The sequence below is a fragment of the Streptomyces hyaluromycini genome (genome assembly GCF_002217755.1).
Lineage (GTDB): Bacteria > Actinomycetota > Actinomycetes > Streptomycetales > Streptomycetaceae > Streptomyces > Streptomyces hyaluromycini.
In genome coordinates this window covers 892,443-905,920 of record NZ_BCFL01000018.1, presented here as the reverse complement: position 1 = coordinate 905,920, position 13,478 = coordinate 892,443, and the positions used below count along the sequence as shown (strand labels likewise).

Annotated in this window: 11 protein-coding genes; 6 read left to right on the top strand and 5 right to left on the bottom strand. The window is 72.3% G+C overall.

Translation table 11 applies throughout. The features are described from left to right. Positions 1-11 precede the first annotated feature (11 nt). Positions 12-2,993, bottom strand: a complete 2,982-nt coding sequence (locus SSP29_RS17100; RefSeq protein ID WP_089101487.1) for a beta-galactosidase — start codon at positions 2,991-2,993, stop codon at positions 12-14. Positions 2,994-3,066: 73 nt separating this feature from the next. Here SSP29_RS17100 and SSP29_RS17095 point away from each other — a divergent pair, with 73 nt between their 5' ends. After that, entirely contained in the window at positions 3,067-3,525 is a 459-nt protein-coding gene (locus SSP29_RS17095; protein ID WP_089101486.1) for an RrF2 family transcriptional regulator, read from the top strand. A 180-nt stretch (positions 3,526-3,705) separates the two neighbouring features. After that, a complete protein-coding gene (locus SSP29_RS17090) occupies positions 3,706-4,374 on the top strand; it encodes a DUF4360 domain-containing protein (protein ID WP_089101485.1) in 669 nt (222 codons plus the stop codon). 100 nt (positions 4,375-4,474) lie between these two features. On the opposite strand, the gene SSP29_RS17085 is transcribed toward SSP29_RS17090, so the two are convergent. After that, positions 4,475-5,452, bottom strand: a complete 978-nt coding sequence (locus SSP29_RS17085; RefSeq protein ID WP_089101484.1) for an Lrp/AsnC family transcriptional regulator — start codon at positions 5,450-5,452, stop codon at positions 4,475-4,477. 210 nt (positions 5,453-5,662) lie between these two features. Between SSP29_RS17085 and SSP29_RS17080 the strand changes: the two genes are divergently transcribed. Continuing rightward, positions 5,663-6,376, top strand: coding sequence for an RNA polymerase sigma factor (locus SSP29_RS17080; RefSeq protein WP_245883114.1), 714 nt, complete (start codon positions 5,663-5,665; stop codon positions 6,374-6,376). Here SSP29_RS17080 and SSP29_RS17075 read toward each other — a convergent pair. Continuing rightward, complete coding sequence (locus SSP29_RS17075) at positions 6,287-7,273, bottom strand: GlxA family transcriptional regulator (protein WP_089101482.1); 987 nt, start codon at positions 7,271-7,273, stop codon at positions 6,287-6,289. The genes SSP29_RS17080 and SSP29_RS17075 overlap by 90 nt on opposite strands. Positions 7,274-7,677: 404 nt before the next feature. Here SSP29_RS17075 and SSP29_RS17070 point away from each other — a divergent pair, with 404 nt between their 5' ends. Together SSP29_RS17070 and SSP29_RS17065 are read left to right on the top strand one after the other, a co-directional pair. Beyond that, positions 7,678-10,053 carry a hypothetical protein gene (locus SSP29_RS17070; RefSeq protein WP_089101481.1) on the top strand — a complete coding sequence of 792 codons (2,376 nt, stop codon included), beginning with the start codon at positions 7,678-7,680 and terminating at the stop codon, positions 10,051-10,053. Beyond that, the gene (locus SSP29_RS17065) at positions 10,050-11,276 is read left to right on the top strand and encodes a S53 family peptidase (RefSeq protein WP_089101480.1); all 1,227 of its coding nucleotides are present in this window, start codon (positions 10,050-10,052) and stop codon (positions 11,274-11,276) included. Before SSP29_RS17070 ends, SSP29_RS17065 begins: the two co-directional genes overlap by 4 nt. 96 nt (positions 11,277-11,372) lie before the next feature. Here SSP29_RS17065 and SSP29_RS61545 read toward each other — a convergent pair whose 3' ends face one another. Next, positions 11,373-11,447 (bottom strand): 50S ribosomal protein bL37, encoded by a 75-nt coding sequence (locus SSP29_RS61545; protein WP_099504217.1) that lies wholly within the window; start codon positions 11,445-11,447, stop codon positions 11,373-11,375. A gap of 253 nt (positions 11,448-11,700) precedes the next feature. Then, the gene (locus SSP29_RS17060) at positions 11,701-12,354 is read right to left on the bottom strand and encodes a helix-turn-helix domain-containing protein (RefSeq protein ID WP_150134335.1); all 654 of its coding nucleotides are present in this window, start codon (positions 12,352-12,354) and stop codon (positions 11,701-11,703) included. A 122-nt stretch (positions 12,355-12,476) separates the two neighbouring features. Between SSP29_RS17060 and SSP29_RS17055 the strand changes: the two genes are divergently transcribed. Next, the gene (locus SSP29_RS17055) at positions 12,477-12,869 is read left to right on the top strand and encodes a nuclear transport factor 2 family protein (RefSeq protein ID WP_089101479.1); all 393 of its coding nucleotides are present in this window, start codon (positions 12,477-12,479) and stop codon (positions 12,867-12,869) included. Positions 12,870-13,478 lie beyond the last annotated feature (609 nt).

Genomic DNA, 13,478 nt, shown 5'->3' with positions numbered 1-13,478 from the left:
ACAACCCGCAGTCAACGGCCGGGGGAGACCACCGAAGTCACCGGCACTCCCCCTGCCGCACTCCCCAGCAACTCCAGCCGCACAACCCCCGGCCCAACCTCACTCGTCCCATCCGAAAGCACAGCCAGCGCCAGCGTGTTGTCACCCCGGGTCCGCAACACCCCGCTCGGCAGCACGAACGTATGCTGCGGCCCCACGTCATTGACGTACTGCCCCAGATTCCACCCGTTGAGGAAGATCTGCACCCGGTACGCCCGCCCGGGGTCGTCCTCCAGCACCAGCCCCACCGAGGCATCGACCCCCTCCGGCACGGACATCCGGAACCCGGTCCGGTACCAGGTGACCCCCATCCCCTTGTCGGCGCGCGGAAGTTCGGCCGCCTCCCACCCATCGTCCGCGAACCCGGGCAGATGCCACCCCTCCCGCTCCCCGTACAGCCCGCCGTTGTTCTGCGGCCCCCGCACGGGATCCGGCGCCGCAGCCCCCTGGATCCGCCAACTCACCTCCGGCGAGGCCCCCTTGAAGGCGGCGGCGGTCAGCCCGCGCGCCGCCTTGTGGGTGTCCAGCGACCCGCCGTCCATGTCGTGCTGCATCCGCCGCACCAGCACGGACAGCACGTGCCCCGGCTTCTTCCGCTGCTTTTTCTTCAGCCCGGCGACGGGGAACTCGGCCGTGGCCGTCCAGCTCCCCTTCCGTACCGTCTTCGCGTCCGGCACCGGCATCCGGTGCGAGCCCAGCGGTACCCCGTCCAGCCAGGCCATCAGCATGCCCTGGGTGCCCGTGCTGTAGGCGAGGGAGACCGACTCCAGGTCCTCGATGTCCCCCTCCACCCGCCCCCGGTACCAGACGTCCCCGTAGTGGAAGCCGTAGTCGTCGGCGAAGAGCACCGGCTGACCCGCCGGGAGGGCCGTCGTGCTGAACGACGTCTTCCTGTCGGCGACCGTCCATGCCGAGTCGTCGAAGCCGGTCGCCGCTTCGGGGTTCTCGGCCTTGCGGCGCCAGTCGGCAAGGACCGGCAGCGCCGGCCGGGGCGCCCCCGGCATGTCCGACAGGGCGACCAGGCTCTCCGAGAGGCTCACCCGCGTCGGTACCGGCCGTCCGTTCCAGGTGACCGAGGCGATCCCGCGGGGGCCCCAGACCTCCAGGCCGGTCGCGCCGACCGTGTCCCCGGTGAGCCGGACGGCCGACCCGTCGAGCCTGGCGTGGCGCAGCAGCGCAGGACCGTAGACGAGGAGCGTGCCGGACGGGGTGTCGTACGGGAACAGCCGCAGGGACGTCGCGTCGTCGGCGAAGAGGAGAAGCAGCGGGGTGTCGCTGTCGCCGCGCTGGACCAGGACCCGGGTGAGCCCGCCCTGCCCGAGCGGAGCGGTGACGTGCAGGACGCCCTGGTCGTAGACCCAGGCCGCCTCGGCGTCGAGGCGCTGGACGAACGGCTCGGTCGGGCACTCCAGCACGAGGTGCGCCATCTCGCCGTACCGGCCGGTGAACAGGGCGATGTCCTGGCGTCCCGCGGTGAGCACGAACATCGGCTGGGCGGTGCAGTAGCGCAGCTTCCGCTTGCCGAGGGAGAGGCCGGTGGTGACGAGCCGGGCGTCCTGGGCCGGGACCGTCATTTCGACGTCGTCGCCCGCGGCCGTGCGGAGCGTGGAGGTGACCTCGCTCGCGCCGTCGTTGCGCAGGACGTAGAAGTGCGCCTGGGTGTCGGGGTTGGTGAGGTGGTACGCCTTCAGTCCGGGCACGTGGACGTCGGCCGCGCGGTCCAGCTTCGCGAAGTCCGGGACGCGCTGGAGGAGGTGGCCGAGCTGGTGCATCGGCGCGATCTTCGGCGTCACGTTGCGGGCCTCGTCGATGGCCGCGCCGTAGTCGTACGACGTGTAGACCACCGGTGCCGGCAGCCAGCCCCAGGTGGTGCCGCCGTACGTCATGTAGACGTTGTGGAGGGTGAGGCCGTTGGCGAGGTTGGTGAAGTAGAAGCGGCGTTCGTAGGCCGCGTCCCGGGTGCGCCGGGACTCGGCGTACCCCTTGCCGCCGAACTCGACCCCGCCCCACGGGTCGAACCAGCCGCCCCCGAACTCCGGCACGAACCCGGGCGTACGCGGGCTCGCGGTCGCGCCGCCCTTGAGGCCGCCGATCCCGAAGTCACCCCAGTCCGGGGCGGGTTGAGAGGGCGAGGGATAGCCGTCGAAGCCGTACAGCCACTTGCCGGTCTCGCCGCCGGTGTCGAAGGAGCCGGGGATCCAGTAGCCGTTGCGGCCCTTGTCGTTGTGGAAGAGGGGGATGTCGATGCCGTCGGCCCGCACCTTCTTGTAGAGGTGGGACATGTAGGCGGGGCCGGTCGGGTCGGTGACGTGGCCGTCGTACTCGTTCTCGATCTGGTAGAGGAGGACGGTTCCGCCGCCGTCCGTGTGCTGGTGGCGGCGCACGATGCGGTTGACGGCCGCCAGCCACCCGTCGACGTGGCCGAGGTAGGTGGGGTCGGTGGAGCGGGCGGCGCCCTCGGTGGCGGTGAGCCAGCCGGGGAAGCCGCCGGCGTCGACCTCGGCGTTGATGTAGGGGCCGGGGCGGAGGATGACGTACAGCCCGGTCTCGGCCGCTGTGCGGAGGAAGAGGTCGAGGTCGCGTACGCCGGTGAAGTCGTACGCGCCGGGTGCGGGGGAGTGGTAGTTCCACGCCACGTAGATGCTGACCGTGTTGTAGCCGTGTGCCCGCATCTTCTCCAGGACGTCCCGCCACAGGGACGGGCTCGGGAGCCGGAAGGGGTGCAGCTCGCCGGACCAGACCACCAGCCGCCTGCCGTCGACGAGGAGGGAGTAGTGGTCGTAGCCGATCGTGTGCCGCTGCCCGTCGGCGTGCGGCGCGGCGGGGGGCGGACCGGTCGGCACGCTGCGCGCCGCGTACGCCGAGGGCGCTCCTGGCCCGCCGCTGCCGCCCAGGGCGAAACCGAGCGCGGCCGAGCCGGCGAGGGCACTGAAGGTACGTCTGCTGAGCGCCAAGGGATCCTCCCGGGCGATCTTACGGGGCGCGGGTGCGGCCATTGTCCACGGGAGGACGCCCCACAATGGACGCATGAGGATCTCGGCACGAGCGGATTACGCGGTACGGGCGGTACTGGAGCTCGCCGTACGGCAGGGGGAGGGCCCTGTGAAGGCGGAGGAGATCGCCGGTGCGCAGGAGATTCCGCACAAGTTCCTGGAGGGCATTCTGGGTGACCTCCGGCGCGCCGGGATCGTCGACAGCCGGCGTGGCGGGGGCGGCGGCTACCGGCTGGCGCGGGACGCGTCCGCGATCACCGTGGCGGACCTGATCCGCGCGGTGGACGGCCCGATCGTCTCGGTACGGGGGGAACGCCCGACGGGTCTGGCCTACACCGGCACCGCCCAGCCGCTGCTGCCCCTGTGGATCGCCCTGCGCGCCAACGTCCGCAAGATCCTCGAAGGCGTCACGGTGGCGGACATCGCGGCGGACGCCCTGCCGGAGCCGGTCCGGGCCCTGGCGGCGGAACCGGCGGCGTGGGAGAACCCCTGAAGCCCTGGCGGCTGTGAAATCCGGGACTGTGAATGGCCGGAGTTCGCCCTGACCGGTCCGTGCGGGCGTTCCTACGATGCGAGCGCCCCGGTCTTCACAGGAAACACACAGATTCTTCAAAGGTGAACTACGGAGGGCCGCGGGCGTAACCCCCCACCCGATCACCGAACTGGAGAAACCATGGGATCCAGGAGACGCGGACTCCTGCTCGGCGGAGCGCTCGCCGCGCTGCTCACCGCCGGGCTGCCCGCCCAGGCCAAGGCCTCGTCGTCGCCGGTCTTCGACGACCCGCCGCCGGACAAGATCGTGATCAACGTCGCCACGGTGAACGGCTCCGGCTGTCCGCAAGGGACCACCGCCGTAGCCGTGTCCGAGGACAACGAGGCCTTCACCGTCACCTACAGCGCCTACCTCGCCCAGGCCGGCGGCAACTCCGACCCCACCGCCTTCCGGCGCAACTGCCAGCTCAACCTGGTCGTTCATGTGCCGGGCGGCTTCACCTACGCCATCGCCAGCGCCGACTACCGCGGTTTCGCCTCGCTCCAGCCGGGCGCCATCGGTACCCAGCGCGCCTCGTACTACTTCCAGGGCTCGTCCAACACCGCCGCCGCGAGCCACCCCTTCAGCGGCCCCTACAACGACAACTGGCAGGCCACCGACACCAACGACTGGGCCCAGCTGGTCTGGGCGCCCTGCGGGGTCCAGCGCAACTTCAACATCAACACGGAGCTGCGGGTGAACGCCGGGAGCGCGAACCCCGGCAAGGTCAGCTTCATGACCATGGACTCCACCGACGGCGACATCAGCACCGTCTACCACCTGGCCTGGAAGCAGTGCCCCGGCAAGTAGCCCGACGGTCACCGGCTCCCGGCCGGTCACCGGCTCCCGGCCGGTCACCGGCTCCCGGCCGGTCACCGGCTCCAGGGCCGGTCACGGACTGCCGTGCCGGTCACAGGCTGCCGGGCCGCACCAGTCCGGTCCGCTTGACCCCGCTCAGGATCGGCGTGACCTCCATCGCGGAGACGTGTTCCAGGGCGCCGATCGTGTCGCTCAGGAAGCGGTAGAGCGCGTCGGGGTCGGTCGCCGCGACGGCCACGAGCAGGTTGGCCGAGCCGGTGGTGGCCGAGGCGAAACGGACCTGTGGATGGCGGCTCAGCCGCCGGCCGGTCTCCTCCAGACGGCCGGGGGCGACCGTCATCCACAGCAGCGCCTCGGTACGGATGCCCAGCCGGGCGAGATCGACCTCGGTCGCGAGCCTGACGACCAGGCCGTCCGCCAGCGCCTCCAGGCGCCGGCGGACGGTCAGGGCGCTGATGCCGGCGCGGTGCGCGAGCTCCGTGTAGGAGGCCCGCCCGTCCTCGACCAGCCCGGCGACCAGCTGGTGGTCGACGGGAGTGAGCGAGGGGCGCGCGGCGGCCTCCGGCAGGTCCTGGCGCAGACCGGCCAGCTCCTCCGCCGACAGCAGGCCGCCGCTCCAGCCGAAGCCGGCCGGGAAGACCCGCAGCAGCGCGTGCGAGGTCCAGGACCGGACCGCCGCGGTGGCCGGAAGGTCGCGCAGCAGCAGGTTGTTGCGGGCGTCCGGGCCGTCCAGGAACAGGATGGTGCAGATCTCGTCGCCGCCGCCGAGGACGTCCACCCAGATCGTGTCGGGGCGGCGGGCCAGGGTGGCGGCGATGGCGCTGATCCGGTTGGGCTTGCACCGGATGCGCAGGGCCAGCGGGATCAGGTCGGGGAAGCACAGGGGGTTGCGGACGGCCGTGGCCCGCAGCGTGCCGTCGTGGTAGAGCGGCGCGGCCCGCCGGACCACGGTCCGCTCCGAGATCCCGAGGACCCGGCCGACCGTGCGCCACGAGGCACGCGGGGAGGCCAGCATCGCGGCGGCGATCCGTCTGTCGGTCTCGTCCAGCCGATGGCGCGCTTTCTCCATGTCTCCGGATCATATGGCCTGCATTCGCGATCTGATGCCTGCTCTCTGGCTCATTTCCATGCTCCGGTGAGGATCGGAGACATCACAGCCGAACCCGGCGCGATGCGTCCCGGCGAAAGGACCGCGCGCCGGGGCGAAAGACCGCCGCGCCGCCCTGCACCAGGCTGGATCGCGGCCGAAGACGACCGAACGCATGAAGAAGGTGCAGCTGTGGCGGCGAACTCCTCCCGGGAAGCGGCGGCGGCCGGTACCGCGCGGGCCGACGACGCGGCGCTGACGCGCGCGGCCCAGTCCGGCGAGGCCGACGCCCTCGCGGACCTGCTGGAACGGCACCGGGCGGGGATGCGGGCGGTCGCGCTGAGCCTGCTGGGCTCGGGTCCCGACGTCGAGGACGTACTCCAGGACGCCGCGCTGACGGCGCTGCAACGCATCGGGGACGTCCGTGACCCGGCGGCGGTCGGCGCCTGGCTGCGCACGGTCGTGCGCAACGCGAGCCGGGCCGTGCTGCGCGAGCGCGTTCCGGTGCGGCCGGTGGACGAGGTGGACCTCCCCTCCCCGGAGGCCGGTCCGGAGCAGTGGCTGGAGCGGCACGCGGCACGCGACTGGCTCTGGGAGGCCCTGGACCGGCTCTCCCCTGCCCTGCGCACACCGCTGGTCCTGCGCTACCTCACCCCCACCGTCGCCTCCTACGAGCAGGTCGCGGTCGCCTGCGGGGTCCCGGTGGGCACGGTGCGCAGCCGCCTCAGCCAGGGCCGCGCCAAACTCGCCCTCGCCCTGGCGGCGACGGCGGACGCCCCGCACGCCGATGCCGGGCGGCGGGTCCGGGCCTGCCGTTCAGACCTTGCTCGCCGCCGTGGCGCGGAACGTGTTCCGGTACGCCTGCGGGGAGACGCCGATCGCCGCGTGCAGGTGCTGCCGCAGTGACGTGCCGGTGGCGAAGCCGACCTCGGCCGCGATGCGGTCGACCGAGAGCTCGCTGCTCTCCAGGAGGTGGCGGGCGCGGTGCACCCGCTGCTGGATCAGCCAGCGCCCCGGGCTCGTCCCCGTCTCCTCCTGGAAGCGGCGGGCGAAGGTGCGCCGGCTCATCCGGGCATGCTCCGCCAGCTCCTGCAGGGCGAGCGGCCGTTCCAGGTTCTCCAGGGCCCACGCCCGGGTGGCCGCCGTGCCGGTGGCGCCCTCGTCCGGCACCGGCAGGTCGATGTACTGCGCCTGGCCGCCGTCCCGCCACGGCGGTACGACGCACTGCCGGGCCACACTGTTGGCGACCGCGCTGCCATGGTCGGAGCGCACCACGTGCAGACAGACGTCGACACCGGAGGCGGCGCCCGCCGAGGTCAGCACGTCTCCGTCGTCGATGAACAACACGTCCGGATCCAGGGCCACCTGGGGGAACATCCGGCGGAACCGCGGCGCCAGCGCCCAGTGCGTCGTCGCCGGCCGCCCGTCGAGCATCCCGGCCGCCGCGAGCGTGAACGCCCCCGTGCAGATGGAGACGATCCGGGTGCCGGGCCGGATCCGCGCCAGCGCGGCGGCGACGGGCTCGGGCAGCTCGTCGGCGATCCGCGCCATGTCGTACGGCGGCACGACCACGGTGTCCGCGCTCTCCAGCGCCTCGGGCCCGTGCCCGACGGTGATCGTGAAGTCGGCGTTGGTAGCCACCGTGCGGTCCTCCGTCGCCGCGCAGGTCACCACGTCGTAGGCCCCCGGGACATAGGGGAAGATCCGGTTCGGCATCCCCAGCTCGAACGGGTAGACCCCGTCGAGGGCGAGCACGACGACCCGGTGGGGGCGGGCGGGCCGGAATTCGACACTGACGGACATGGCACGATTCTATCGCCTGCCGTCTATCAGGCCATCGCGCGCGGCGGCGCGGCCGCAGCGGCACCCGCCGGGAAGAGCGTCCCGACGGTGATCCCGTCCGGCGTCACGTGCCGCTGCGCACCGGACACGGTGGTGGTGCGGCGCGCGGCGCGAGATCGCCGTGCTCGGCTGACAGCCGCCCGCGGACAGCCGCCTGGCGATGCGTCAGGAGCCGGATTCCGGCCGACGCGGCGTTCTTGTGCGATGCCTCTCCCGTCCCGATACTGATCGCGAACCACGCGCCAAAGGCGGCGTGCTTGCCCCAGTTGAGGTCACGGCTTCGGGTGCAAAGTCGCTGTCGCGCGCGAAGTGCGGCCTCTCTGTGGTGAGTTCTCGTGCCCGAACCCGAGGAGGCTGGACTCCCGATGCCGTTTTCCCTGCTCAGACCCCCGAAGAGACACGTCGGCCGGCGCCGTCTCGCGGCCGTCTCCGTCGGCCTGGCCTGCGCTCTCCTGACCACGCTTCCCGCCGCCGCGGACGCCGGTGCCGGCACGGGCACCGCCGCCGCCTCGTCAACGGCGACCGGTGTCGGCACCGACACGACGACCGTCACGCTGGTGACCGGCGACCGGATCGTCGTGACCACCCGGCCCGGCCGGAAGCCCACGTACGTCGCGCTCCCCGCCGCGGGCGAGGACGGCGCCGTCGAGTCGTACGACGACGCGTCCGGCGACCACTACGCCATCCCCGCGGTGGCGATGCCCTACCTGGGCAACGGACTCGACCGCTCGCTCTTCGACATCACCCGGCTCGCCCAGGACCAGGAAGGTTCCGGCACCGCCGGCGCGACCTCTGACAACGTTGCCAGCGCTGGTGACGGCGGCCGAATATCCGTCGACCTGTCCTTCGCCCCGGGCACGACTCCGGCCGCCCCCGCGGGGGTCACCCTGACCTCCGTGTCCGGTGCCACCGCGCGGGGATATCTGACCGCCTCGTCGGACACCGCGTTCACCGCGGCGCTGCGCAGGGCGATCGGCGCCGACGTGGCCGCGGGCCGCCGGCCGGGCAGCACACCGCTGTCCGACGGGCTGACCTCGATGAGCCTGGCCGGTGCGCCGAGCGAAGACACCCCCGACGGCACCGTCAGCCCCAAGTACCCCCTGAAGATCCTGCAGATCAACGCGACGGGGCTGACCGGGCTGCCGGCCACCGCCTACCTGCAGCTGTACAACACGGATTCGCTCACGCGCGAGAACACCTCCGTCGCCGTGGTGGACGGTGTCGCACGGGTCGCGGTGCCGGCCGGGAACTACGGGCTCTACGGCCTCTTCTACGACTACGACGCGCAGGGCCGGCTGTCCGCCGTGCGCCAGTTCACCCTCAGCGACTTCACCGTCTCCGCCACCGGGACCACCACGGTGTCGCTCGACGAGACCACCGCGAGCTCGCTGTTCTCGGTCCGGACACCGCGTCCGGCGGTCCAGGACATCCTCATGGCGAGCTACTTCCGGCGGGACGCGACCGGCGCCCTGGCCGGCATGCTGCTGACGATGTGGGGCAGCACCCCGCTGTACACCAACGCACAGCCCGCCGCCGAGGTCGGCGAGATCCACGACGTCATCCAGTGGGGCGCCACGGCGGCCACGGCGAGCGACGCATACCGCTACGACCTGGCGTACGGGTCGGACGGGGTGCCCGCGGACCAGACGCATGTGGAGACGGCCCGCACGCTCGCCACGGTGCACCAGCACTTCGCCATCGACCCGGCGGCGAACAACAGTTACCACGGCTCCCTGCTGAACGGCTTCGTCGACTCCTACAACTCCGCCGGCGGGTACACGCAGGTCAGCCCGTGGAACGGGCAGCAGTGGCCCGCCGACCTGACCGAGTACCTCGGCACGGGCGACGGCGGCACCTGGGCCCAGATGGCCAGCTCCCCGGGGGCCGTGTGGCAGTACGCCGATCCCGTCACCTTCGCCGGCGGCCGCTCGTACTCGGTCGACTGGAACCACGGCCCGCTGAGGCCCGCGCTCGCCCGGCACGTCGGATACCAGTTCTGCGCCGCCTGCGCGGCGGGGCCGAACCTCACGATGATCCTGGACCCGGCGGTCGACAGCGTCCCGACGCACGTCGGCTTCTACGCGTTCGTGGCGGTGCCGCAGCACTTCACCCTGTACGCGGACGGGCAGCAGGTCTTCGACTCGACGTACCAGGACGGTGTCGAGCTCAAGGGGACACCGACGACGCCGACGACCTACCGCACGGTGTACGACACCGATCTGAGCGCCGATCCGGCGTTCAGCCAGTCGACCAGGACGCACACCGACCTGACGTTCCGGTACACCCCGCAGACCGGCGGCGGCAGCGCGCTGCCCGACACGGACACCTGCTTCGGCAAGTCGGCGGACACCCCCTGCCAGATCCTCCCCGCCCTCACCCTCGGCTACCGGCTGGCCTCCGACAACAACAACACGAGCGACCGGCCGATCCAGACCATGCGGCTCGACGTCGGCCACGTCTCCTACGACGGCGCCGGCTCGCACTCCCGGATCACCTCGGCGAAGGTGTCCGTCTCCTACGACGGAGGCACCACCTGGAAGCCCGCACTCGTCGTGGGCGCGCACGGGACGTACCAGGTCGCGTGGCTCAACCCGGCTTCCGCGCACGGCACTTCACCCGCGCTCAAGGTGACCGCCACCGACGCGGCAGGCGGCTCGATCACCCAGACCATCACCAACGCGTACACCATCGCCAAGCCCGCCACCACGTCGTCCGCCGCTGCCAGTGGAGGTGCCCGATGACCCCGGCGACCCCGGCCCGTATCCGCGCCCTGCTGGTGGCGCTGACCGCCGCGGTGGCGGCCACGACCGCGTCCACGGCGCACGCCACCTCGGCGAACGTGACCCCGGCGTGCGGCGCCGCGAGCCCCGGCTTCGCACGCTGCCTCTCCCTGGTCCGCACCGACATCGACGGCGGCAGGGGGGTCCGGGGCCCGAACGCCGCGGGCACCACGGCCGCCCTCACCTCCCTGCCCAGCGGGTACGGCCCGGCCGACCTGGACGCGGCCTACAACCTGCCGAGTTCGGGCGGCGCGGACCAGACGGTGGCGGTCGTCGACGCCGGCGACGACCCGAAGGCCGAGGCCGATCTGGCGGTGTACCGGCAGACGTACGGCCTGCCGCCCTGCACGACGGCCAACGGCTGCTTCGGCAAGGTCAACCAGCAGGGGCAGAGCGCACCGCTGCCGGCCGACCGCGGCTGGGGCGCCGAGATCTCCCTCGACCTGGACATGGTGTCCGCGGCCTGCCCGGACTGCCGCATCCTGCTCGTCGAGGGCAACGACGCGAGCGTCGCCAACCTGTCCAAGGCCGTGGACACCGCCGTCGCGCTGGGCGCCACCGAGGTGTCCAACAGCTACGGCACGGCCGAGGCGAACGGACTGCAGAGCTACTCGGCCTCCTACGCCCACCCGGGCGTGGCGATCACCGTGTCCTCCGGCGACTACGGGTACGGCGTGCCGAACTGGCCGGCCGATCTCACCAGTGTCACCGCGGTCGGCGGCACCTCGCTCAGCCGGGCGGACAACGCCCGCGGCTGGACCGAGCGGGCGTGGGGCAACGCCTACGGCGGCGCCGGCAGCGGCTGTTCGGCGTGGGTCGGCAAACCGGCCTGGCAGACAGACGAGAACTGCCCCGGCCGGATGGTCGCCGACGTCTCGGCGGTCGCCGACCCGCTGACCGGTCCGGCGGTGTACGACAGCTACGGCGGCTATGCCGGGTGGGTCGTCATCGGCGGCACCAGCGCCTCCGCGCCGTACATCGCCGGGGTCATCGCCCTGGCGGGCAACCCGGAGCGGTACGCGGACGCGTCGTACTTCTACGGCGGCACGGCCGGGCTCAACGACGTCGTGGGCGGCGGCAACGCGGAGCGCGTGGACTGCGGCGGCGACTACCAGTGCAACGGGGTCACCGGCTACGACGGCCCCACGGGCAACGGCTCGCCGAACGGCCTCGCGGCGTTCTGACCGCCGGCGGGGCGCACCGGTGGGGGCCGGCACTGTCGTCGGCCCCCACCGGCACGGTCACCGTTCGAGCCTGAGGGGCCCTCTGCTCAGGTTGGCTCAGGCGTTGGGGCGCTTGCCGTGATTCGCCTTCTTCTTCTTGCGGCCACGTCGCTTGTTCCCTCGCTTGGCCATGGTGCACATCTCCCTAATCCGGGACTTTCCATGCCTTCGTCAGTCTAGATTCGGCCCGGAGTGCCCGCACCAGCGGCGCTGCGGGCGCGTGCAGCCGGCCGCAGGTCATCGGCCGCCGGAGAGTATCGCCCGCAGTGTCGCAGCCGTGCGTGCGTCCGCCGGGAAGAAGGTTTCGATGGCGATCTCGTCCAGGGTCACGTCCCGCGGGGAACCGAACACCGTGGTGGTGTAGATCTCGGTGGTCGCCGTATCATTAGAAAAACAGGCGCAGGGGGACCACCAGGTCGTCGTGGGGTGATCCGGCGTCCCGGGGCTCGTCCGGCTCGGGGGCCGGGTAGCTCTCCAGTTCCGCGAGCAGTTCGGCGAGGCCCGCGGCCGATGTCCGGTCCAGCTGGCGGCGGACCCGGCGCAGCACGTGCGCACGCCACTGCGCGAGGTTGCGGATGCGTCCGGCGAGGCCGTCGGGGTGCAGGGTCGCCCGCAGCACGTTGAGCGGCGGCCCGGTCACGTCCGCCGCGACGTCACCGAGGAACAGCCCCATGGCACGGTTCGCGGCCAGCAGCTCCCACCGCACGTTGACGGCGAGCGCCGGATTCGGCTCGTGCCCGGTGAGGACGGCCTCCACCGCCGCGCGCGCCGCCCCCAGATCGGCGTAGGCGCGTTCGCGGTGCACCGGGGCGAAGCCGGCCGCCAGATAGAGCGCGTTGCGCTCCCGCAGCGGCACGTCGAGTTCCTCGCACAGCCGCCGGACCATGTCCCGGCTGGGGTTCGCCCGCCCGGTCTCGATGCAGCTCAGGTGCCGGGTCGACAACTCGGCGGCGAGCGACACGTCCAGCTGCGAACGCCGGCGCCGCTCGCGCCAGCGCCGCACCAGCACCCCGACCGGCTCGGTGGTGGTCGTCGTCATGAACCCCAGGCTGCCCGGCGGCGCGGGCCACGGCAATGACCTCGCAGGTCATCGACAGCACGCGCCGCGCGGCTCCAAAGTCGTGAGCAGACAGCCCACTTCACCGCGAGAGGACGACCATCATGACCGAGACCGCAGAACGGCTGGACGAGTACGTACGGTTCTGGAACACCGGGACCGAGCAGGAGCAGCGCGCACACGCGGCAGCCGCCTTCGCCGACGGCGTCGAGTACCGCGCCCAGATCGGAATCCTCAACGGGACAAAGGCGTTGATCGACTTCCGCAACCAGTTCGCCGCCCACATGGGCCCGGTCACGCTCCGCCTGCGCGACCAGCCCCAGGTCCACCACGACCGCGCCCGGCTCCGGTGGGAGATCCTCACCGGCGAGGGCGCGGACACCTCCTTCGCCACCGGAACCGATGTGCTGCATCTCGACGGGGACGGCCGGATCAGCTCCGTCACGGTCTTCCTCGACCGGGCACCCGAGGGGTTCGACCCCGCGGCGCACGACTAGCCATTTGAGCGGGCGTGTCTTGGAGCCGTGGCCGTCGGGGCCGCCCGCTTCTCGGTCAGTGTCGTGCTTCCACGAGCCGAGTCAAGGGCGCTCCACTGCGTTCCGCGTCGCCTGCGGCGATCGGCCTCCGGCCGACCCTGGACACGGCTCGCTCCAGCACGGGGAAGAAGCGAGCGAGCGGCCCGGAAAGGCGGTGGCTCAACCGGGGTTCACGACAGCCGTGCGCCGAGCCCTCACCGTCGGCCGACGGTCGCGGCAGCGCCTCGCCTGCACGCCGGGAGCGCTCGGCGGCTGCGGCCCGGTACGGGCAACCCATCAGACACCCGCCCGAGCCCTCATCGGACGGCGGGGCGGGGCGGGGCCGAGGCGGTGAGCGGTCATTGGCGGATTAGTGTCAGAGGCACTGGTGGATTTCCGGGCGGAAGCGGGGGCGTCGTGCCCCTCCCGTGACACAGATCCTCCAAACGCTGCCCCCCGGAGGGGGAAGGCGGCGGGTGCTTTCGTCCCGCCGGGCGTTCGCCGCTTAGCCGTCCCGGCGTGCATGCGAGGCGCGGTCGCGTCCCACAGCACGCGGCGAGATCGCAGCCGACGCGAGGGGCCGACTGGCGT